Consider the following 21,733-nt stretch of genomic DNA (forward strand, 5'->3'; position numbering starts at 1 on the left):
CGGCTCGTTGCCCCTGGAGCAGGGGCAACAAACAGGGCGATTGATACGCCCTGCAACGACACTCAAAAGAGACGAAGACAGAATGCAATGCAAGTAAATACAGTGGACGAGCTGATCTCTGATCTGCGACAGGGCCGCATGGTCGTGCTGGTAGACGACGACGCCGACAGTAATAACGAAGGTGTGGTGATGGTCGCTGCCGAGCATTGCGACGCCAGCCATGTGAACTTTATGGCGCGCCAGGCCCGGGGGCTGGTCTGCCTGACCCTGACGGAAGAGCGCTGTCGCCAGCTGGACCTGCCACCGATGGTAGAAGCGGCGATCGGCGAGAAGTCCAACTTTACGCTGTCTATTGAGGCATCCCAGGGCATAGACACCGGCATCTCTGCAGCGGACCGTGCCCTGACTGTGCAAGCAGCCGTTGCCCCGCACGCGGTGCCTGCGGATATCGTCCAGCCGGGTCATATTTTTCCACTGGAAGTGGTTCCGGGCGGAGTGTTGACGCGAGCTGGCCACACCGAGGCCGCATCAGATTACGCACGCCTGGCAGGCCTGCTCCCGGCGGCGGTTATCGCCGATATTCTCACGCCGGAAGGGACGCTGGCTGACGGCCCGGCCCTAGCTGAGTTTGCCGCCAGGAACAGGCTGAAGATTGGCACCATTGCTGACCTGATACATTTTCGCATGGTTAACGAACGTACCATCCGCCGGGTCCGCGAGGGGCGCATCAATACGGCTTATGGCGAGTTTCAGTTGACGGCCTACCGCGACCAGACCGAAGGCAATATCCACCTGGCATTATCGCGTGGCGAAATCACACCCGACCAGCCCACGCTGGTGCGGGTTCACGTGCAATCTGCGCTGCGTGACATGGTGTGCAGCGAGGTGGAGGGTCACCCCAGCTGGAGCTTCGCACGCTGCATGCAGACCCTGGCGGAGAACGCGTGTGGTGTGGTTGTTCTGCTGGCGAAGGACGAGGGGCCAGAGCGCCTGCTCAGCAGTATCGACATGGCCCTGGGCCAGGCCGAGGCCGCGGCGACAGCCAGTCCGGATAGCTACAACACAGTGGGGCTGGGATCACAGATCTTGCGTGACCTGGGGGTCGGAAAAATTCACTTGATGGGCGCGCCGATCAAGTACAATGCGATTTCCGGGTTCGGCCTGGAGGTGATGGACTTCGTGAGCTCGCAGGACTGAATGCCGCGAATCAAGCACAGAGCGGGCCGGTAGCCTGTGCGGGGACGACAAAGGAAGGAGAGAAACAGACATGAGCGACATTAAAACAGTAGAGGGCGACTTCACCAGCGCCAAGGGCAACTACACGATTGTTGTGGGCCGCTGGAATAGTTTCGTTGTCGAGCACCTTCTGGAAGGCGCCGTTGATTGCCTGCGCCGACATGGCATAAGCCATAACCAGATCACAATTGTTCGCGCGCCCGGTGCTTTCGAGATTCCCCTGGTATGTAAAAAAATCGCCGCCAGGGGTGATGCTGATGCGATTATCGCCCTGGGCGCGGTTATTCGCGGTGGCACCCCGCACTTTGAATATGTCGCCGGCGAGTGCACCAAGGGCCTGGCGATGGTCAGTATGGAGCATAGCGTTCCAGTCTCGTTCGGGGTGCTCACCGTTGACACGATCGAGCAGGCCGTTGAGCGCTCTGGCACCAAGGCGGGTAACAAGGGCGAAGAGGCAGCGATGTCCGCGCTGGAAATGGTCAGTCTGATGAATAAGCTCGACTGAATGACCAGGGCGACCCATAGCACACTTGCCGCGGAGCGCCGCAAGGCCCGCCACTATGGTATGCAGGCGCTTTACCAGTGGCTGATGGCCGGTGCGACGCTCAACGGGATCGAGGCCGAGTTTCGGGCCGAGTACGATTTCGCGCGCGTTGACCTGGAATACTTTCAGGCCCTGTTGCACGGCGTGCCCGGCTGCGTGGATGAACTCGAAGCCACGTTCGAGCCGCTGCTCGACCGTAGCATCGACGACCTTGACCCCATAGAGAGAACCCTGCTGCGCATGGGGACCTTTGAACTGAAGGAGCGCATTGACGTACCTTACAAGGTGGTGATCAATGAAGAGGTCGCCCTGGCCAAAAAGTTTGGCGCCACCGACAGTCACAAGTACATCAACGGTGTGCTCGACAAAGTCGCCCGCCAGCTGCGCAAGGCCGAGACCGACGCGGCGTCCTGATGGCCGCATCTGAATTCACCCTGATTTACCGCTATTTTTCCGCCCTGGGGCGCGGCGAGGCCGTGGATCTCTCGGTTGGGGATGACTGCGCGATTCTGCGCTTGCTACCCGGAGAGCGGCTGGCTACCTCTGTAGATACGGTTGTGGAGGGCGTGCATTTTCCCGAAGGCAGCTTCCCCGAGGATATCGGCTTTCGTGCCGTCTCGGTGGCCGTCTCTGACCTGGCCGCCATGGGTGCGCGGCCATTGGGCATGACCATTGCCCTGACCCTGCCCGAGGCCGATGAGTTCTGGCTCAATGCTTTCAGTCAGGGTGTGACACAGGCGGTTTCGGCCTATGACCTGCCCCTGGTTGGGGGCGATACCACTCGCGGTGCACTGACGATTACTGTGCAGGTTCTGGGCGCGTTGCCGCTGGATCAGGCCCTGCTCAGGAGCGGCGCCAGCGCCGGGGATGCGGTCTACGTCTCGGGTACGCTGGGGGATGCCGCCGGCGCGCTCGCTTTCCTCAGCGGCCAATGGCAGCCCTCTGTAGACCATGCCGAGTTTCTGCTGCAGCGCTTTAATCGTCCGACCGCGCGCCTGGCACTGGGGCGTCAATTACTGGGCAGGGCCTCTGCCGCTATCGATATATCCGACGGCCTGCTGGCAGATGCCGGGCATATTGCCGCAGCCAGTGGTGTGCGCATCAATATAGATCCGGATGCGTTACCGCTGTCGGCCGCCATACTCACGCAGGAGGACAGCGGCCAGAGATTGCGCTGGGCCCTGGGCGGCGGCGATGACTATGAACTTTGCTTCTGTCTTCCGATGGCTGAGCACGCCCCTGCGGGCTGCACGCTCATTGGTACGGTGGAAGAGGGTGAGGGGGTTTTCACTGGCCTCGAGCTTGACTTCAGTAGCGGCTACCAGCATTTTTAAATAACAGACACTTCGCCATTCCGGTGTGCCATGCAGCCGCGCACACGGGAATCCAGAGCACTGGAGCCCACACGCCATGCCCGATCCCCAGTCGAATCTGCCAAGCCCCTATCGATCGCCGGCCCAGTTTTTCGCCTTTGGCTTTGGGTCGGGGCTGGCTCCCAGGGCGCCTGGTACCTTTGGCACGTTGGCAGCGGTGCCATTTTACGTGTTGCTGGCGCAGTTGGGTCCGGGCCTATATTCGGTCGCGCTGCTCATCACATTTGTATTTGGAGTATGGGTCTGCGAGGCGGCCAGCAGGCAGTTGCAGGTGCATGATCATCCCGGCATCGTCTGGGATGAGTTTGTCGGTTACTGGATAACCATGTTTGCTCTGCCACCCGATTGGGTCTGGATACTGGCGGGCTTTGTGGCCTTTCGTGTTTTTGATATCGTCAAGCCCTGGCCAATTGGTGCGTTGGACAAACGCGTGGGTGGGGGTATGGGCATCATGATTGATGATGTGGTGGCCGGCGCGATGGCCTGTGCACTGCTGCACTCTATACGCTGGTGGTTGGGATGATTATTGCGAAGAAGCTCAAAAGATTGCTTTGCCCAGCCGCGGAGGGCGGCTTACCTCGGCTGCTGCGCTTGCCCGGTATGTGTGTGGTTGGCCTGCTCTGCTCGGTGGTGAACGCCGCCCCGCAGATCGACCTCGAGGGGCTAATGCCCAAAACCGCGATTCTTCTGGTCGATGGCGAACGCAAGATGCTCCGTGAAGGGCAGTCTTTCAAAGGCGTGACACTGATCGCTGCCTATTCCCGCACCGCGACCCTGGAGGTGCAGGGCAAGCAAGTAGTGCTCGGGCTCTCGCAGCGGGTGGGTAGTAATTACCAGGCCCCGCCGGCACAGGTTGTCAGCATCAGCCGTAATGCCAGCCTGCAGTACCTGACCAACGCGTCAATAAACGGCAGAAAAGTGGAGGTGCTGGTCGATACGGGTGCCAATATGGTTGCAATGAATGAGTCGGAAGCGCTGCGTATGGGTATCAATCTCAAGCAGGCCGCGCCTGCGCAAGTTGAGACGGCCTCGGGTGTGGTTCCGGCCTGGAGCGTGAGCCTGGCTTCTGTGGATGTGGGTGGAATTCGGGTAAATAACGTGCCGGCAACGGTCATAGCCGGAGCGTACCCGGGTACGGTTTTACTGGGTATGACTTACCTGCGCCACGTAAAAATAGAGGAAAACAAGGGGATTCTCACCCTGAGTCGCATGCAGTGAGGGCGCTCGCCCAAGCCCCGGCAAACTGTTAGAATACGCGCCCTTTTACATGGATACGCCCCCCTTGAGCGCACGCTACGTAGAATCCTCCCGCCTCCCCACTGCCTGGGGTGACTTCGATATGCACGGATTCGAAGATGTGGATACCAACAAGGAACACGTCGTATTGACCATGGGTGAAGTGGGCAATGGCGAGCCTGTACTGGCCCGTGTCCACTCCGAATGCCTCACCGGCGACGCCCTGTTCAGCATGCGTTGTGATTGTGGCAACCAGTTACAGGCAGCGCTGCAGGCTATCGCTGAGGAAGGGCGAGGTGCACTGTTTTACCTGCGCCAGGAAGGGCGCGGAATTGGCCTGCTCAACAAGATCAAGGCCTACAAACTGCAGGATGCCGGTGCGGACACCGTAGAAGCTAACGAACAGCTTGGCTTTGGCGCCGACATGCGCGATTACAGTATTCTCAAGCCCATGTTCGAGCACCTGAATATCCAGTCAGTGCGCCTGATGACAAACAACCCGCGCAAGGTGAACGCGATCGAAGAGCAGGGTATTGACGTGGTTGAGCGTATTCCCCTGCATACGGACAGCAATCCGCATAACGAGAAATACTTGAGGACCAAGGCGGGAAAGCTGGGGCATATGTTTGAGGGGCGGGAATAGGGCAACCGGGTCAAAGGTAGCGGTCTATCGATCACGCTCCACAATATAACGCGCCAATTCCCTTAGCTGGTCCGCCGACCCCCCGAACATCTCCAATGCATCAAGCGCCGCCTGCAGTAATCGCTGTGCTTCCGCTTTGGCACCGTCCAGCCCTAACAGTTTCACATAGGTAGGCTTGTTGGCCTCGGCATCCTTGCCCTGGGTCTTGCCCAGTGTCTCGGAGTTACTTTCCACATCGAGAATATCGTCTACCACCTGAAACGCCAGGCCAATATGGTCGCCATACGCATCCAGTGCCGCTAGCTGCACGTTTGTTGCACCGGCCGCAATTCCCCCTAGCGCCAGCGACGCGCGAATCAGCGCTCCGGTTTTCATCCTGTGCATGGCGCGCAGTTCGTCCAGCATCATGTCCGAGTCTACCGCCTGGATGTCAACATACTGACCGCCCACCATGCCTTCCATACCGGCCGCCTGGGCCAGCACCTTGATCATGCGCACTTTCTGCTCTGCAGAGAGATCTGGTGCATCAGCAAGTAATTCAAAAGCCCGGGTCTGCAGGCCGTCCCCCACCAGAATGGCGGTGGCCTCGTCATACGCTTTGTGCAGGCTGGGTTTGCCGCGACGCATGTCGTCATCGTCCATGGCTGGCAGGTCGTCGTGGATTAATGAATAGGTGTGTATGAGCTCTATGGCGCAAGCAACCGATGGCAGCGCATCGGCTGTGAGCTCAGCGTTTGCTACGGAATAGTTGGCGCCGTAAACCAGGCATGGACGAATGCGTTTGCCTCCAGTAGCCAGGGCATATTCCATGGCCCTGGAAATTCCCTTCATCGGGTGAGCGTGCTTGATGAAATCAGCTGCGCTTCCGGAAAGAAAATTGGCGCACGCCCTCTCGAATCCGTCCTGTGCGCTGCGCATAAAACCAGGCTGGTTTGATTTCACACGGATTCCTCGTCACCCTGCTGCTCGGGCGCATCCGGGTCGGTATTTTCATCAAGCAATTGTTGCACTTTTTGCTGTGCTTCGAGTAGCGCTCTCTGGGCATCGCGGATAAGCTGTACGCCGGTCTCAAAGTCTCTCAGTGATTCTTCCAGCGAGAGATTATCGCCCTCCATGCGGCTAGTCAGGGTTTCCAACTCAGCTAGCGTGGTGGCGAAATCAGGGGTTTGTTTTTTTTTGCTCATTAGCGGCTCAAATGCGGTTTTGACGAATGGGCCAGTATAACAAAACGTGGATGTGTGATCTGCTTTGTGCGTAATACGATTGCTGCAGGTGGAAGGTGGTGCCCGCATTGCCAGGCAGGCATGCCTTGGAGAAGGTGACTGTGCCTAACAAGTCAGGAATACGCTCACTAATGTCGAGTTCTGGCATATATCTATTTTCAAATATATTCAGCGCAGTCATTCCATTCCTATTGTTGCCAATCCTCACTCGCTATCTTAACCCTGTGGAGTATGGTGAAGTTGCCATGTTTCAAACCTTTCTGGCGGCGCTTGGGTCGATTGTCGGGCTGGGTGCAGTTGGCGCTGCCGGACGCAAGTACTACGATCACGACATTCACGCCATTGAGTTCAGGCACTACATCGCTGCATGCCTGCAGGTTCTGATACTGAGCACTCTCCTGGTTTTCATAGCCGTATATCTATTTCGTGGGCATTTTGCACTTTGGATGAATATCCAGGTCTCGTGGGTGCTGTGGGCAGTTTTCGCATGTTCCGCCGGCGTTGTAATCCAGCTGCGTTTGGGGCAGTGGCAAGTTCGCCAGCAACCTTTTCAGTATGGCGCATTGCAGGTATCAAAAGGCGTGCTGGACCTGCTGTTTTGCCTGTTATTGGTTGTGGTGCTGCTCAGCGGCTCCCAGGGCCGGATTGATGCGCTACTGTGTGCTACCGGCCTGATTGCATCTGCAGCCCTGGTTCTTCTGGGCAAGGATGGGTTGCTCGGCCTTTTTTCGTGGAAACCCGAGTATCTTAAAGACGTATTGCGGTTCGGCCTTCCTCTGTTGCCTCACACGGTCGGGATTTTTTTATTAACGTCGATGGATCGGTTTGTGGTCAATGCGCAGCTCGGGTTGGCCGATGCTGGTGTCTATATGGTTGCGGTGCAGCTCACGGCTGTTATGGCCCTGGTTTTCGATGCAGTCAACAAGGCATATGTACCGTGGTTGTTTGAGCGCCTCCAGAGAGACGTGACTGCAGAAAAGCAGGAGATTGTTAAGCTCACCTATATCTGGTTTGCAGTGATTTTACTGGGTGCCGCATTGGCGTTCATTCTGGGGCCTCAATTGGTTATTCTAATTGCAGGTGAGCAGTACGCCGGAGCCGGTAAAGTCATCGGTTGGCTGGCGATGGGGCAGGCGTTTGGCGGGATGTACCTGATGGTTACAAATTACATATTCTACTCAAGGCGGACCGGGCGACTTTCTTTGGCTACGGTAACTTCGGGTCTGATCAATGTTGTTTTGTTGGTCTCTTTGGTTTCATTGTTTGGGCTGGAGGGGGCAGCTATCGCATTTGCCATAGCGATGGCTATTCGGTTCCTGTTAACGTGGTGGGTAGCCCATCGGAGTCATCCGATGCCCTGGTTTGATTTTCGTGGACCAGCTTAATCACGCTCAATAGCGCCGCTATTCCTGTTGCAAAGATGCCGGTTCTTTTGGCAACAAATCTACTCCGACAGGCCTGGCCGGGTATCAACCGCGCGGTAAAGCCGTGCTCCTTCCAGGTAAGTGGTTTGTAAAATGCGGTGTTGGGTCGATATGTTCAGCAATGATGGGAAAAGCAGTTATCCAGGAAATCATCATGCAACGTATGGAGGCGAAAACCTATGCGCCTTTTAAGGAAACAGGTTCCGTGTAGTGTAAGAACAGCGCCAGTGCTTCACCTTTAAATAGTCTGATAGAAGCACCAGGGCGATCGAGATCGATTCTTCTGCACCTGAGGCCAAAGAGCGCACTTCCGGTTATCAGGCTCGTTGAGCTGAATCCCCATACTTCCTTTATACTCTGGGTTTTTGCCGCGAACAGGTCCTCTGCCGGGCCTGCATAGGTAAGTTGTTCGATTCCTAGATGATCGTATTTTCCACTGGTCTCTGCCGGGTGGGTCTTGATTGCAGGTTGTGCCCCCATCTCCTCGATCTGTTCTTTCATGCTTTTTAGCGCATCAAGCATTTCGCGCTCTGAGCATATTCCCATCTCTGAGAACGGTTGGGTGAGTATCAATACGGTATTCGGTTGCAGATCAACCGATGCCTTTCCCAGGCTATAGTTTTCTAAAAATGTTGCGCGGTAGCGTTCTGCGATATCCTGGTTTATTGAAGGGGTCCCTTCAATGAAGCTGAAAAGGCTGACTCGCTCTCCTCCCAAAGCGGTTAAGTGGTTCCAGATTTTAGCGTAAACCCAGGCCAGTATTTTCCTTGTGATTTGGTTAGATGCCTGCCGTTCTGCCTCTTGCCGAAAACTGTGGCTTAAGTTGAATGACCCAATACCCTCGTCGAGTATCACAGGCTTATACCGCAGCATCCTCCGCCAAGAGCCAACAGTAAACATTACGCTGGCCATGGTGGGAGAGCACAAGGGTTTGGTGTTGCGTCCAGATAACTTCGAAAGCAGAGTGACTAATGGCTTCAGTAGCAGGTAAAGCGGCCACAGCGGAGACTTATTCAACTCGAAATCTGCTTCGTCAACGAATGTGATATCCATGTTTCCGCGGGTGCGGTCAGGTCGGCGCAGGATGTTCTTTGCCCACGGACCCTTTGAGACGATGACGAGCACTTTTAATCTTGCTTCTGTCTGCCTGAATAGAGAGGCGTAAGCCATAAGCGTTGCCAGGTGCAACGGCGAAATAATCTTGTAGCCAACTATGTCGTACTCTTCTATTTTCATCTCATATTTGCGCGTGCGGGCCTGTTTTCAAGTGGCTTTTTTCCCGTAGGAAGGGACCTTGTTGTGCTGCGGTGGCAGTGCCCTGTGCGAACTAATGTGGTGACACTTTAGCCAACTGGCCGACCGCAGGGACGCTTTCAAGCTTAATGATTGTCATGTGCTTTCCTCCGAATGGCATCTGGAGAGATAAACGTTTTCGCCCTGAGTCCATTCATTGGTGAAGCCAGGAGTGCCTTGATAGAAGGACCGCGTACATCCGGGTTTCATGCGCTCATGAAGTTCCACGATGATGGTGTCAACTTTATCCAGCCAGTTGGATGTGTCGGCGAATACTTCTTTCTCTGCTCCTTCTATATCAATCTTGAGGAGGTCTATATGCTCCAGTTGAAAGTCTTCCAATATCTTGTCGACGGTGATGCCTTCGACTTGCCCGTGCTCGCCAGGTGAATGCTCGCGATTGAGAGCATCTTCCTCGCCAGACTCGGTCATGAAGCCCCACTTTCCAAGTCCGGGATCAACTAGTGAAATTTTTTCGTTAGTATTCCACAGGGCTGCCTGAAGAGGGTGGATGTTGGGGTAGTTTGCGGTGTTTTCGCGCAAGAGAATAAAGTTGCTTTCTTCGGGTTCTATGGCAATTATTTTTGCCCCCGGGTATTTGTTGGCGAAAAATATGGATGCCAGCCCTATGTTTGCTCCGGCGTCTATGATGATTTCTGGCGCGGGATAGTCGTGAAGTTCGTATTCACGATAGATAAAAATTTGCCTGAAGGTCGGGACATCCGACGTCATCGCTCGCAATCGAATCGGGTGCGCTGCGTCACCAATATGCTTTTCAATATATGTATCCTTCTTCAAAATGCATGCCGAAAGACTGGATAAAATGCCTTTCGGCCCCAGTACTCTGAAGTAGTTCGCGATTCTGGAAAGTGCTTCAAACATAAAACGTGTCTATTCCTCTTCCCCTGGGCTACGGGGAGTTCGTTTTCTATGCCTCGCGGCGTTCATCTGGCAGCCAGTGTTGTCAGCTTTTCAAGTTCAATCAAGTACTCTGCACCGACATTCTCCCACAGTAAGGCGGTACCCTGCTCTTCGAGGATTGGCCTGGCGAGTTGCGCCGAAATCGACGCCAGTAGTGAGTCGACGTTTTCGGGCTCGTAACACAGGTACCCGGATCTTGGCAGGTATTCAGCGATATTCGAGATGTTAGATGCGATGATTGGGCGTCCACATGCGATGTATTCCGATAGTTTGCACGGGTTGCACGTCTCTGCCAGCAGCGTCCTGCGATAAGGTATCAGGCACAGGTCGGCGCAGCCAATCACAAGCGGTATTTTTTCCTGCGGCAGGCGTCCTAAATAGTGAACAAGAGGATGGTTGCTATGCAGGTCACTGAGCCCTGGGCCGGCGATGATCAGCCTGGGTTGATGGCCTGATTCAGCGAGAAGCTCAACCGTCCTGATGAGCGTGTTTTCGTCAAATCTTGAATCAACGTTGCCCACATACACCAGATTGCGATGGTTTTTGTCCAGACCTAGTTTTTCGCAGCAATCGTCGCGATCCAGAGCGCGGAATACCGTGTTGTCCGTGGCCTGGGGAGCGATATGGGTGTTTTGACTGTACGTGCCGATTCTCTCGGCAAGTCTTTCACTGTCGCAAACAACTAGCGCTGCATTACTGAGCGCTTTTCGGTACATCCAGCGCATACCGGGAACGCGGTTGCTCCCGAAGTCTTCGTAATTATGGTAAAGGTCAAATACGAATGGAACGTTGAGCTTCTGCGCCAGGCGCATGCCGATATAGCCAAAATGACTGTCACAGCTTGCGATCACGATATCGGGCGGGTTTGCTTTAACGCTCTCGCGGATTTTAGCCCCAAAGCCGGCCCATGGTTTGAAAAATGGTGCAGCGACTATGTGCAAGTTTGGTTCCTGCAAATGCGTGCTCTTCATACTCTTGTAATCGGCTGCAACGACGGTCACTCGATGTCCGCAGTCTGCCCAGTGGCGGGGAAAGTGGTATAAACGGCCGAATCTTTCCTTGATCAGATCACTGCCGGTGTAAAAACGTTTACAGAGGAAAAGTATATTCATGAGTTGCGCTGGAGCAGGAAGATTGCGTGTAGGCCTGGTGAAGGGGCACTGGTTGCATCGCAGTTGTCTTTTGAGGCGCTATTCTTCATCTTTATATAAATGATCTGCTCTTCGATGCCAGTGGCTAACAAGAAAGTGTTTTCTCAGGAATACTGGACGCTAATAGCTCGTCCTCGGGGTGTCCTCTGTAGTCTGGCAGGTTCCTTATGACTCTGCAGGTTATTAAAACGGCGTGAAGTTGTTAGTCGTCCATGGTTTGCGCCAGTACTTCTTTGAGCCGCGCACTGACAATTTTCCAGCTGAAGTCGGAGGCATGTTTGCGGCATGATTCAGCAGTGATCGTACTATCATTGAATAGTTCGCAAACGGCACTGCTAAACAGATCATAGCGACCTTCGGGTACAAGTCGCCCATTCCCTGGTGAGATTGCGTCCGTCACGCCGCCCAGAGAAAACGCCACGGTGGGTGTGCCCAGGGCAGCCGCTTCAATCGCCACCATGCCAAAGCCTTCTATGTCTCCTGGTACTTCGACTAGAGGGAGCACTTGTACGTCCGCAGCTGCATAAGCCGCCGTCAGTTCCCTGTCGCCCACTTTGCCCAGGAAAAGTACATTTTTTCCGAGTCCGCTCTCTTCAAGTGCTTTGTTTACGTGCTCTGTCTCACCGTTCCTGTTCAGGCTCTGATCGGGGCTGTCGCCGACGACCAATAGCACGGTATCAGGGTGGGCTTGAACTATAGCTGGCAGGCTGCGGGTGATGAATTGTGAGAGGCCTTTACGGCGGGTAATCCGCCCGGTGAATAAGACAACCCGCTTGTCCTGAATACGGTGCCTGCTGCAGAAGTCTGCGTCAGGGGGAAGGCTTGAAAGTTCGGGCAATGTGGTTCCCGGGTGAATAACGGTGATTTTACGCTCGGCAACACCCCTTTCGATCGCGAGTGCTTTAGTGCTTTGGCTATTTGCTATGAGCAGGTCTGCTGCCCGCACAGCCGGAATAAAAGCCCTCTGATAAATGAAATTGTTAACCACGATATCCAGGCCGTGAATAAACACCGCCGTGCGCAATTTGAACAGGCCCTTGAGTATCCACAGTGTGGGCGCTGCCAGGCCACTACCGCCGATAGCGAGATCGAAGTTTTTACGCAGGCATGTTCTTGCTGCAATCATGCTGCCGATCGTGAGAAATGGCAGGAGGCCGAAGGGCACCTCATGAACTGTGGATTTTGGCGGAGCGTAGGCTCTGCAACCGGTAGGGCCAATTATGGTGAGATCTGCGTAACAAGAAATCCCCTCCGCAGTATGCTGCATCAGCCGTTCCATGCCGCCCGTCAGTGGCGGAAAGTTCCTGGTCACCATTAAAATGCGGGGTTTGGTCTCGCCTTCCTTCATCTGGCTGCTTTCTGTAGCAGCCAGATATGGGGCGTCGCCCACTTAAGGTTTCTGGCGACAAAATTTGCCATGCGCCATTTGGTCGAGCCAGGCTTGAGCATATAGTCGGCTCCAAATTTCTCAGGCTTGTCTATGATTTTCGCGGAATAATCGTGGATTTGAAAAGACCCACATAATCGCTTTAGCGCCCAGTAGCTCACATGCTGTTCATGATAGTAATCACCCCGTCCAGTAAGACGCATGTACTGGTGAGCCAGGGGTCTCGGCAGCAGGGACAGAAAGGGTAGTTTGTAGTGCGGCTCCATTAGCATGACGCGGTTGTTGCCTGAGAAGTAGCAAAAGCCACCCGGTTTGAGTACGCGGTTAATTTCCGCGAACATTTTGCTTGCGTCCGGCACGTGCTCGTAAACATGGGAGCATACGACCACGTCAAAACTGTCGCTTGCATGTTGCAGTTGCATGGCGTCGCCGGCAGCAAAGTGCAGGTTTGGTTTGCTGAATTTTTTCTGGGCAAACTGCATGGCGGGTTCGTCAATATCGATTCCATGTACCGAGCCAAAATAATCAGCCAGCACGTCATCGATAATCCCACTGGAGCTACCGACATCCAATAACGAAAGCTCGCTCAGGTCGTCGGTCCCCAGGAAGTCCTGGCAGACTTTAACGATGGTAAACGCCTTGCGCGCGCGCGCATCACTGTCAAAAACAGAGGGGCGAATCTTCGAATAATTGAGCTGGTAATCGCGATCCATTGCTTCTTTGAGGTCGCCTCAGGAAGTGTGGGTGACCGCTGTGGCGGTAACGACATTGGTTTTTTGAGCGGTTGCAGCACTCATAGCAGTATCATCTATCAGGGCGAGACGGCGCTTTATTTTCAGCGCAATGCCGTCCGCATCCAGACCCAGCCCGGTCAACTGAGCATGGTGATCCCCGTGCTCAATATATTCATCCGGAATACCCAGGTGCAAAACTGCCGTGGTATCACCACACTTGGCGAGAAACTCGCTAACGGCTGCGCCGGCGCCTCCTGCCGTGGCATTTTCTTCCACAGTGACTAGCAGGTCATGGCTATCGCTGACGTTAGCCAGCGCGGCTTCATCCAATGGCTTCACCCAGCGCATATCAACCAGAGTGGCGCCCAGGCTCTCAGCAGCCTCGCGCGCCTGGGGCAACAGTGTACCAAAATTGAGAATCGCCACTCCTGAGCCTTCCAGCAGGTTGACCGACTTGCCTATCTCCAGGAATGCCATCGTCTCGTTGATTCCAACACCGGTTCCCGTGCCCCGGGGGTAACGCACGGCAGCAGGGCCCGGATGCTGGTATGCCGTATACAGCATCTGTCGGCATTCATTCTCGTCCGATGGTGCACCAATTACCATATTGGGTATGCAGCGCAGGTAACTCAGGTCGAATGCGCCATGGTGTGTGGGCCCATCCTGCCCCACCAGTCCGGCGCGGTCTATGGCGAAGGTTACGTCCAGGTTCTGCAGAGCGACATCGTGGATTAACTGGTCGTAACCGCGCTGCAGAAAAGTGGAATAAATTGCCACCACCGGTTTCAGCCCGTCGCAGGCCATGCCTGCGGCAAGGGTGACGGCATGCTGTTCGGCTATGGCGACGTCGTAGTAGCGCCTGGGGAAGCGTTCAGCGAACGCGACCATGCCTGAGCCCTCGCACATGGCGGGCGTAATGCCTACCAGTTGAGGGTCCTGTTCGGCCATGTCACACAGCCACTGCCCGAACACGTCCTGGTATTTGGGCGGTTTCGGTGCGGGGGACTCTGCGGGTTGAGGCCCCGGTGATTTCGCCTCAACCTTGTTAAGCGCGTGATACCCCACCGGGTCTTCCTCGGCCGGGGTGTATCCTTTGCCCTTAACCGTGCGAATATGCAGGAACTGGGGGCCCTCCAGATCCTTCATGTTCTCCAGCACTTTTACCAACTGCGGTAGGTCGTGCCCGTCCAGCGGACCGATATAATGAAAGCCGAGTTCCTCGAACATGGTGCTGGGGGCGACCATGCCTTTCATGTGTTCTTCAGTGCGCTTGGCCCATTTCCAGATGAAGCTGAAGCGTTCGAGAAAGCGCTTGGAGCGCTCACGCATGCCCAGGTAGGTCTTGGTGGCCCATATCTTGGCGAAGTAGGTGGCCAGGCCCCCCTCATTATGGCCGATAGACATCTGGTTATCGTTTAGAATGACCAGCATGTCGGGACGCTCGTGGCCGGCATGTGCCAGGGCCTCGAAGGCCATGCCGCCGGTGATCGCGCCATCGCCGATCACGGCAATTACTTTTCTCTCCAGGCCTTGTTGTCTGGCAGCAAGTGCCATGCCCATGGCCGCGGAGATGCTGGTCGAGGAGTGGCCGACACCGAACGTGTCGTATTCGCTCTCACTGCGCTTGGGAAAGCCTGAAAGTCCGCCTGCGTGGCGCATGCTGTGCATCTGCTGCATACGCCCGGTGAGAATCTTGTGGGGATAGGTCTGGTGACCCACGTCCCAGACGATGCGGTCATCCGGCGTATTAAAAACATGATGCAGGGCGATGGTGAGCTCCACTACACCCAGGCCCGCGCCGAAATGGCCCCCGGACTGTCCCACGCTGTAAAGCAGGTAGGCACGCAGCTCCTGTGCAAGCTGAGTCAGTTCCTGCGCATCCAGATCACCAGGCGGTCGACCCCGGTCTATGGCGGTCAGCAACGGTGTGCAGGGCGGTGTGGTAGGGATTTCCGAAAACATGGGGGCATTCTATCCCATATCGGCCTATGTTGGGATGCAGGCAGCGCTTTTCTGTGGGGGTTACAGGTCTCCCCTCAGTGCCATCTGCAGCAGCACCGAGAGGCGCACATAGCCGTGCTCGTTCAGGTTGACTCCGTCTGCCCGGTAGTAAGCCGGGTTGGGCATGCCATCAGCCTTGCTCAGCAGCGTGTTGGCGTCGATCAGGGTCACGTTGTCGTGTTTGGGGGCCCAGGCTTCCAGCCGCTCCAGAGTCTCGTCAATCACGGGCACGGTCGATGGATATAGTGGGGTCTTCAGCGGGGCGATGATCACGAAACGACGCGACTTTGCCTGGCTGGCGTCCAGTTCAACCAGTTCCCCGATGTCATGAACCAGGGTTTCTGCGTCATTATTGGCGCGAATATGGAACTCGCTGTTATCGGGCAGTAATACCACCGTGTCCGGCTGGTAGAAGCCAATGAGTCGATTGTAATGATAACTGAGGTCATCGACCGTTGCTTCTCCCAGGCCACGTACCAGTACAGGCTTTGGTGCCAGCAGGTCATCGAGTCCACTCCATAGCTTCACGCGGCGTCCGCCGACGATAACAATGGGATCTTTGGGGAGCTGGGAAATACGGTCCTGGCGAGCATAGGCCTCGACTTCTGCGGCCCAGGCATCAGGAGAGCTGTTCATTGAGGCGACAGTATCCCTGGACACCATGTAGATGAGGTGCGCAATCGGGATCAGCAACAGCACCAGGCAGCAGGTGCGCAGTAGTTTCCAGGATATCACGGAGAAGGAGCCGGCTCTTCTAATTTTCCCCAGTGTCTCCCAACAGAATGCAATGGGCAATGAATGCCCTATTCGGGGTGTGACCTGGGTCGCAGCTTTATCACGCGCCTGTATGATTTCGGTGGGTGGGAGGTAGGATGGCGGCATGATTTACCAACAGCGCATACCCAGGGAGGAACTGTTCTCCGCCCAGTTGGAACTGCTGATGCAAAACGGCCGGCTGGCCACTGTGACCTCCCACCTGGTCGGGGTGGGCGCCACTATTGCGATCTTTTGGCCCTTTCTGGATATCACCGTCATCCTGCTCTGGGCGGCGGCGTTCCTGATTCTGCTGTTGGTGCGCTCCCTGCAAATGAGCAATGCATTGGTCAATCGCAGCTACCTCACCAATCCGCAAGGCGTGTATCGGCGTCTGCTACTGGGTGCGGCGGCGACGGGTGCGGTATGGGCCGGGGTCTACATCTTCGCGTCGCACCACGTGCCTATCACCATGCAGTACACATTGCTGTTACTGATCGTGATGATTACCGCGGTTTCTGTCGGTTTCTCCGTGATCATCCGCGAGTACTTTTTCGCCTACCTGTTCACTGCCCTGTGGCCTATAGCCTGGTGGAGCCTGGCTCACTATTGGGAGCAGCCTTACAACCTGGTGATCGGCCTCGCCCTGCTGGCTTTCTGCGCGGTCCTGATGATCGTGTGCGACCGCGTTCACCGGACGTTTCGCAACATGATCACCCTGAACTGGGAACGTGAGACCATGTCCCAGGAACTGGCCGACCTGACCAACTCGCTGCGCGATCGCAATCGGCAATTGCGCGATGCACGGCGCCAGCTTACCGACCTTGCCAATATTGACGAACTCACCGGACTGGGGAATCGTCGCGTGGTTAACAGGGCGGTGAAGGAAGAGATTAACCGTGCTCGTCGCAACGGCAGCTATGTGTCTTTAATCCTGCTCGATGTGGACTTTTTCAAGAGCTATAACGACACCTATGGCCACCCTGCGGGTGATTTAGTACTGCAGAAGCTGGCGGACCTGATGCAGCAGGCCAGTGCCCGGGCCGGTGAGGTTGTTGCTCGCTACGGTGGTGAGGAGTTCATTCTTGTGCTGCCAGGAGCCGCGCCGGATTCGGCTTTGCGCACTGCCGACCGCCTCAGGGAGATGGTCGAAGAGGAGCAAATGCCCCACGAGAGTTCAGGTGTGGCTAACATCATTACGGTTAGCCAGGGCGTGGTAACCGTGCAGCCGGAGAACGATTTGCTGCCCGGCGATCTGATCTCCAGGGCCGACCAGGCCCTGTACAGGGCCAAACAGGAAGGGAGAAACCGGATTGTCGTTGCCGGGCGCTACGAGCCTTCCTTGAACCGGTGAATCTGTCGCCGCTGCTTCTTGTTGGGGCGAGTGGCGGGCCTGTCTATCATGCCGCCAGCGGCCTTTCTCGCTGCCGCGTCCGCCTCGCGTTTGGCCAGGCTCTGCTCTGTTTCCTCATACAGGGCCTGGGCTTCCGGCGCGCCGCGACGCTGGGCGGAGAGGGCCCGGACTTCCACAATCCTCTCGTCCCAGCCCTGACGGATATGCAGCGTGTCACCTACCGCAATTTCCCTGGAAACTTTCACCCGGTGGCCGCCCAGGTGAACTTTGCCGCCTTCGATTGCTGCCTTGGCAAGGCTGCGTGTCTTGAAAAAGCGCGCGGCCCACAACCACTTGTCCAGGCGTAACTTGTCAACATTGAAATCACTCATAGTGCGCTGTCTCCGGTCCTGGTGTGCCACAAATCATCACCGAGGCGCATCCACCTGGCTGGCAGGCGGCATTATCTCGTCGAAATGATGAATGCCGGGAAAGCGCGTATCAATGCGCTTTTGCCTTTTGCTGTCGGGCTGTAGCAGGGTAAGCAGGTGGACGATGCCATAGTCTCGTGCTGACTCCAGTACCGGCTCTGTGTCGTCAATCAACAGGGTGCGAGCGGGGTCAAACGGGTGCAGGGCCTGCAGGCGGTGCCAGAAAACCTGTTCTTCTTTGGGGGCGTGCAGTTCGTGGGACACCACTAGCCGGTCGAACCAGCCGGTGATGTCGACGTTGTTCATTTTGATGTCCAGTGTCTTGCGGTGAGCGTTGGTGACCATCACCACATCGCGGTGGGATGCGTGCAAATGGGTGAGGAACTCAACCACATGAGGGCGCATGCTGACCATATGTCCCAGCTCCCGTTTGATTGCGGGGATATCCAACTGCAGGCGATCTGACCAGTAGTCCAGCGAATACCAGTCCAGCGTTCCCCGTTCGATACTGAAAGCGGCGTGCAGCTTTTCCGTGGATTCTTGTTCACTGAGGCTATGAGTCTGTGCGTAGACCCTTGGAACATGCTCCATCCAGAAATAGTTGTCGAAATGCAGGTCCAGCAGAGTGCCGTCCATATCCAGCAGTACGGTATCGATTGTGTTCCAGTCGATCATTGCGAAAGTTTGCCTGTAGAATTAACGCGATTATGCCCTGTTGCCGCAGAGCGCGCATCCCGGCGCCGTTGGGGCTATAATCGGCGCCCGTTATGACTACTCACTGCTTCGATCTCCCCGCCCTTGTGCCTCCGTTGCTTGCGCTCTGCCAACGCGCGGGCGATGAAATATGCGAATATTACCGCTCCCCCGACGCCAATCAATACCAGCCCAAGGATGATGATTCTCCGCTGACACAGGCGGACATCGCCTCCCACCAGCGGCTCAGCGCGGGTCTGGCCTCGCTGGACCCTGCGCTACCGATTTTATCCGAGGAGTCGTCCGATGAGGAGAAGGCCGGGCGCCGCGCCTGGCCTGCGTTCTGGATGGTAGATCCCCTGGACGGCACCAAGGAGTTTCTCGCCCGAACCGGCGAATTTACCATTAACATAGCCCTGATCGTTGATCACCGGGCCGTGCTGGGGGTGATTTACTCGCCCCTGGAGGCGCAGGCCTATGTCGGCATACCCGGTGCCTGGGCCAGGCGCTATAGCCGGGTAGAGGATAACTGGACCCCGCTGACAACCCGGGGTCTGGAGCGCGAACGGCCGCTAACTGTCCTGGCCAGCCGTCGTCATCGAGGGCCGCGCTTGCAGGGCTGTCTGGAGTGGCTGGAGCAGCAGTGGGGAGAGATTCATCGAGACAACAGTGGCAGTGCACTCAAATTCTGCCAACTGGCGGCGGGTGAGGGTGATATCTATCCCCGCTATTCACCCTGTAGTGAATGGGATACTGCCGCCGGCCAGGCCCTTTTGGAGGCCGCCGGGGGAGCGTTACTGGGACTGGACGGCAAGCCGCTTCGGTACAATTGTCGTGATACCTTACTGAGCCCTTATTTCATCGCCCTGGGTGACCCTGATCACTGGCTCTCGCAACAAATGTTGGCCAGGGAGTCAGGCCCGGTGCAATAGAATGAGAAGAATACTTGTGTAGTCAATCGATGAGGGTATAGAGTTGCAGAGTAATGACACGCTGCCTGCAGTACTAAGATGAACGCATGACCGATATGAAGCAAACAGGGCCGAATGGGGATGCGTCTGCCGAAGCCGCCAACGAATTCGTGACCCCGGCCATGCGCCTGCTGGATTTGCAGACCAAGCACCGTGCCCTGGACGCGCGTATTCACGAAATGTATGAATTTCCCTACCAGAACCAGATTTTGCTGCAGCGCCTGAAGAAAGAAAAATTGCGCCTCAAGGATGCCATCATTCGCCTGAAGGATGACATGATTCCCGATCTGAACGCCTGACCGGAACCTGCCAGAAGCAAACCAGTGCCTGCGCGGGTGAGCCCGGACTGAGAGTTTACTGCCGGCCCGCTAAAGCTCCGCCCCTTCCAGCTCCAGTAATGCCCGCTTCACCGCTATGCCACCAGCAAAACCGGTCAATGACCCATCACTGCCAATTACCCGATGGCAGGGTACGATGACCGGGATCGGATTGCGGCCATTGGCTGCTCCCACTGCGCGTACTGCCTTGTCATTGTCCAGGGCATGGGCGATATCACGATAGCTGCGCAGTTCACCGTAGGGGATATCCGAAAGTGCCTGCCAGACGCGCTGCTGGAAGGCTGTGCCACCGGCCGCCAGCGGAATATCGAAGCTGCGTCGTTTGCCGGCAAAATACTCATCCAACTGCTGTGCGCATAGCCTTAGCACCGGGTCGCCGCGTTCCGTATCACCGGGGCGGTCCAATTGCCGATTTTCGAATTCAATGGCGGTCAGGCACTGCCCGTCTGACAGCAGGCGCAGGCGGCCGATGGGGCTTCTCATATATTGATAGTTCATGCTGACAGGCTCCTCCACAGCAGGTTGGCAGCGTAGGCGCGCCAGGGGCGCCAGCGTTCTGTAGCCGCTTTCAGTTCGTTTTTGTTCCCCTCCAGCGCTTCCCAGGCGCGCTGCAAGCCCAGGTCACCTCCGGGAAACGTGTCCGGGTCGCCGGCCCCGCGTATGCTCACCATCGCGACGGTCCACGGGCCGACGCCGCGAAAACCAGCCAGGGCTTCCACCGTGAGTTCCTGTTCACGGCCGCTATACCGGGTGCACACCTGGCGTAGTGTGTCCCGGCGGCGGCCGGGCATGGGAAAGTGCTCATCCTGCAGCGCGGCAAGCTTTGCAGCCGCGGGGAATGGAAAGCACTCACCCTGGTTATCGCTGCACGCCTGGGCAAGCCTTGAAAGTACGGTGCGCGCTGCAACCGTGCTCACCTGTTGGCCGACTATTGCCCTCACAGCTGACTCGTACAGGCTCCAGTGGCCGGGCGATCGTGCCCCGGGAGACCGCCTGGCGAGTGCCCCCAATGCGCGATCCTGCTGCAGCACTGCCTCTATCTCATCCGGGTTGGCATCCAGGTCGAACATGCGGCGCGCCTGCGCTACCAGGGTCATCAGTCGGCGGTTGTCGGTAATCTCCAGACGTAGCTGCAGTGCGTCCTTGCCCGTTATCGGGCTCACCTCGAGTGTGCCATCTGGCAATTGACGGCGGTAGCGCTCTGCCGTTATCTCTTCTACCCCTGCCACCGCATGGTGACTGAGAAAGTCCACCACCCCTTGCCAGTCATAGGGCGGGCGATAGTGTAACTGCAGGCAGATCCCGGGCCCCGTGGTGTTTTTCTGCCGCCCGCGCATCTGCGAGGGCGTCAGGCGAAAGTGTTCGCTCACCGCGCTGTTGAACCGCCTGACACTGCCAAAGCCAGCTGCGAAGGCAACCTGTGTCAGCGGCATATTGGTTTCCGAAAGCAGCTTCTTGGCGAACAGCAGGCGCTGATTGAGTGCCACCGTCACTGGCGATATACCCAACTCCTGCTGGAATAGTTTGCGCAGGTAGCGCTCGCCGATACCCAGGCGGTCAGCCAGTTGCCGCATGTTGCCATCACGCAACGCGCCCCCGTCAATGAGGTCAAGTGCGCGTTGCACTGTGGTTGACGTGCCGTTCCAGGCCGGGCTGCCGGGTGCGGACTCTGGCCGACAGCGCAGGCAGGGCCGATATCCCGCCGCCGCGGCCTGGCTGGCGAGGTGAAAGTAACTGACATTTTTTTCCGCCGGTGTCCGGGCCGGGCATACCGGACGACAATAGATGCCTGTGGTGCTGACGCCGAGGAAAAAAGTCCCGTCGAAACGAGGGTCGCGCGACAATCTGGCGCGGCGACAGTGTTCGGGGTCCGGTAGGGTGGGTGGTGTGTCGATAACGTCCATGTCCGCACTATAGCGCTGCGGAACCGGGCACACTAGCCAGATTCGGCCCTGTATAGACGGGCTGTAATTTCGCTTCCCACGGTTTAGAATTATCAGCGACTTCACGCCGGTTGGCTCCCAGCCCGCCAGTGTCCCCCCGGAGGA

The 21,733-nt window shown here is 56.6% G+C and carries 24 protein-coding genes; 11 read left to right on the forward strand and 13 right to left on the reverse strand.

What is annotated here, in order from left to right:
• Positions 1–87: 87 nt before the first annotated feature.
• From ribB to ribA, 7 genes are all read left to right on the forward strand, one after another.
• Positions 88–1,197, forward strand: coding sequence for a 3,4-dihydroxy-2-butanone-4-phosphate synthase (ribB, locus tag C0039_RS11600; RefSeq protein WP_075999125.1), 1,110 nt, complete (start codon positions 88–90; stop codon positions 1,195–1,197).
• A gap of 70 nt (positions 1,198–1,267) precedes the next feature.
• Positions 1,268–1,741, forward strand: coding sequence for a 6,7-dimethyl-8-ribityllumazine synthase (gene ribH / locus C0039_RS11605; RefSeq protein WP_075999124.1), 474 nt, complete (start codon positions 1,268–1,270; stop codon positions 1,739–1,741).
• Positions 1,742–2,194 (forward strand): transcription antitermination factor NusB, encoded by a 453-nt coding sequence (nusB, locus tag C0039_RS11610; protein WP_075999123.1) that lies wholly within the window; start codon positions 1,742–1,744, stop codon positions 2,192–2,194.
• Positions 2,194–3,114: a thiamine-phosphate kinase gene (thiL, locus tag C0039_RS11615; protein ID WP_075999122.1), complete on the forward strand. Its 921-nt coding sequence runs from the start codon at positions 2,194–2,196 to the stop codon at positions 3,112–3,114. Before nusB ends, thiL begins: the two co-directional genes overlap by 1 nt.
• 76 nt (positions 3,115–3,190) lie before the next feature.
• On the forward strand, positions 3,191–3,676 hold the full coding sequence (locus tag C0039_RS11620; protein WP_101518134.1) for a phosphatidylglycerophosphatase A family protein: 486 nt from the start codon (positions 3,191–3,193) through the stop codon (positions 3,674–3,676).
• Positions 3,673–4,371, forward strand: a complete 699-nt coding sequence (locus C0039_RS11625) for a retropepsin-like aspartic protease family protein (RefSeq protein WP_101518135.1) — start codon at positions 3,673–3,675, stop codon at positions 4,369–4,371. The genes C0039_RS11620 and C0039_RS11625 overlap by 4 nt, the downstream gene beginning before the upstream one ends.
• 64 nt (positions 4,372–4,435) lie before the next feature.
• The gene (gene ribA / locus C0039_RS11630) at positions 4,436–5,032 is read left to right on the forward strand and encodes a GTP cyclohydrolase II (protein WP_075999120.1); all 597 of its coding nucleotides are present in this window, start codon (positions 4,436–4,438) and stop codon (positions 5,030–5,032) included.
• 24 nt (positions 5,033–5,056) lie between these two features.
• Here the strand turns inward: ribA and C0039_RS11635 are convergent, their stop codons facing one another.
• Together C0039_RS11635 and xseB are read right to left on the reverse strand one after the other, a co-directional pair.
• Positions 5,057–5,974 carry a polyprenyl synthetase family protein gene (locus C0039_RS11635; RefSeq protein WP_243391602.1) on the reverse strand — a complete coding sequence of 306 codons (918 nt, stop codon included), beginning with the start codon at positions 5,972–5,974 and terminating at the stop codon, positions 5,057–5,059.
• Positions 5,971–6,216, reverse strand: coding sequence for an exodeoxyribonuclease VII small subunit (gene xseB, locus C0039_RS11640; RefSeq protein ID WP_101518162.1), 246 nt, complete (start codon positions 6,214–6,216; stop codon positions 5,971–5,973). Before xseB ends, C0039_RS11635 begins: the two co-directional genes overlap by 4 nt.
• Before the next feature lie 170 nt (positions 6,217–6,386).
• Here xseB and C0039_RS11645 point away from each other — a divergent pair, with 170 nt between their 5' ends.
• Positions 6,387–7,640 carry a lipopolysaccharide biosynthesis protein gene (locus tag C0039_RS11645; RefSeq protein WP_075999118.1) on the forward strand — a complete coding sequence of 418 codons (1,254 nt, stop codon included), beginning with the start codon at positions 6,387–6,389 and terminating at the stop codon, positions 7,638–7,640.
• Between the two features lie 216 nt (positions 7,641–7,856).
• Here C0039_RS11645 and C0039_RS11650 read toward each other — a convergent pair whose 3' ends face one another.
• The 7 genes from C0039_RS11650 to C0039_RS11680 all read right to left on the reverse strand — a co-directional run bounded on the left by C0039_RS11650 (position 7,857) and on the right by C0039_RS11680 (position 15,901).
• Positions 7,857–8,915, reverse strand: a complete 1,059-nt coding sequence (locus C0039_RS11650) for a polysialyltransferase family glycosyltransferase (RefSeq protein ID WP_075999117.1) — start codon at positions 8,913–8,915, stop codon at positions 7,857–7,859.
• 153 nt (positions 8,916–9,068) lie between these two features.
• Positions 9,069–9,854, reverse strand: a complete 786-nt coding sequence (locus C0039_RS11655) for an FkbM family methyltransferase (protein WP_101518136.1) — start codon at positions 9,852–9,854, stop codon at positions 9,069–9,071.
• 62 nt (positions 9,855–9,916) lie between these two features.
• Positions 9,917–11,005, reverse strand: a complete 1,089-nt coding sequence (locus C0039_RS11660) for a glycosyltransferase (RefSeq protein ID WP_075999116.1) — start codon at positions 11,003–11,005, stop codon at positions 9,917–9,919.
• A gap of 241 nt (positions 11,006–11,246) precedes the next feature.
• Positions 11,247–12,434 (reverse strand): glycosyltransferase family 4 protein, encoded by a 1,188-nt coding sequence (locus C0039_RS11665; RefSeq protein ID WP_133125986.1) that lies wholly within the window; start codon positions 12,432–12,434, stop codon positions 11,247–11,249.
• Positions 12,389–13,144: a class I SAM-dependent methyltransferase gene (locus C0039_RS11670; protein WP_101518138.1), complete on the reverse strand. Its 756-nt coding sequence runs from the start codon at positions 13,142–13,144 to the stop codon at positions 12,389–12,391. Before C0039_RS11670 ends, C0039_RS11665 begins: the two co-directional genes overlap by 46 nt.
• Before the next feature lie 18 nt (positions 13,145–13,162).
• The gene (gene dxs / locus C0039_RS11675; RefSeq protein ID WP_101518139.1) at positions 13,163–15,127 is read right to left on the reverse strand and encodes a 1-deoxy-D-xylulose-5-phosphate synthase; all 1,965 of its coding nucleotides are present in this window, start codon (positions 15,125–15,127) and stop codon (positions 13,163–13,165) included.
• Between the two features lie 60 nt (positions 15,128–15,187).
• On the reverse strand, positions 15,188–15,901 hold the full coding sequence (locus tag C0039_RS11680) for an SGNH/GDSL hydrolase family protein (RefSeq protein ID WP_101518140.1): 714 nt from the start codon (positions 15,899–15,901) through the stop codon (positions 15,188–15,190).
• A 145-nt stretch (positions 15,902–16,046) separates the two neighbouring features.
• On the opposite strand from C0039_RS11680, the gene C0039_RS11685 reads away from it, so the two are divergent.
• Positions 16,047–17,273, forward strand: coding sequence for a GGDEF domain-containing protein (locus tag C0039_RS11685; RefSeq protein ID WP_101518141.1), 1,227 nt, complete (start codon positions 16,047–16,049; stop codon positions 17,271–17,273).
• Here the strand turns inward: C0039_RS11685 and C0039_RS11690 are convergent.
• Positions 17,249–17,644: an RNA-binding S4 domain-containing protein gene (locus C0039_RS11690; protein WP_075999111.1), complete on the reverse strand. Its 396-nt coding sequence runs from the start codon at positions 17,642–17,644 to the stop codon at positions 17,249–17,251. The two genes, C0039_RS11685 and C0039_RS11690, sit on opposite strands and share 25 nt — an antisense overlap.
• Positions 17,645–17,680: 36 nt before the next feature.
• On the reverse strand, positions 17,681–18,358 hold the full coding sequence (gene yrfG, locus C0039_RS11695; RefSeq protein ID WP_101518142.1) for a GMP/IMP nucleotidase: 678 nt from the start codon (positions 18,356–18,358) through the stop codon (positions 17,681–17,683).
• Between the two features lie 92 nt (positions 18,359–18,450).
• On the opposite strand from yrfG, the gene cysQ reads away from it, so the two are divergent.
• Together cysQ and C0039_RS11705 are read left to right on the forward strand one after the other, a co-directional pair.
• Positions 18,451–19,308 (forward strand): 3'(2'),5'-bisphosphate nucleotidase CysQ, encoded by an 858-nt coding sequence (cysQ, locus tag C0039_RS11700; protein WP_101518143.1) that lies wholly within the window; start codon positions 18,451–18,453, stop codon positions 19,306–19,308.
• Positions 19,309–19,394: 86 nt separating this feature from the next.
• Positions 19,395–19,646: a YdcH family protein gene (locus C0039_RS11705; RefSeq protein ID WP_232334881.1), complete on the forward strand. Its 252-nt coding sequence runs from the start codon at positions 19,395–19,397 to the stop codon at positions 19,644–19,646.
• A gap of 69 nt (positions 19,647–19,715) precedes the next feature.
• Here C0039_RS11705 and C0039_RS11710 read toward each other — a convergent pair whose 3' ends face one another.
• Together C0039_RS11710 and C0039_RS11715 are read right to left on the reverse strand one after the other, a co-directional pair.
• Positions 19,716–20,183, reverse strand: a complete 468-nt coding sequence (locus tag C0039_RS11710; protein WP_075999108.1) for a methylated-DNA--[protein]-cysteine S-methyltransferase — start codon at positions 20,181–20,183, stop codon at positions 19,716–19,718.
• On the reverse strand, positions 20,180–21,694 hold the full coding sequence (locus C0039_RS11715; RefSeq protein ID WP_207796430.1) for an AlkA N-terminal domain-containing protein: 1,515 nt from the start codon (positions 21,692–21,694) through the stop codon (positions 20,180–20,182). Before C0039_RS11715 ends, C0039_RS11710 begins: the two co-directional genes overlap by 4 nt.
• Between the last annotated feature and the right edge of the window lie 39 nt (positions 21,695–21,733).

The organism is Pseudohalioglobus lutimaris, from assembly GCF_002866825.1.
GTDB classification, from domain to species: Bacteria; Pseudomonadota; Gammaproteobacteria; order Pseudomonadales; family Halieaceae; genus Halioglobus; species Halioglobus lutimaris.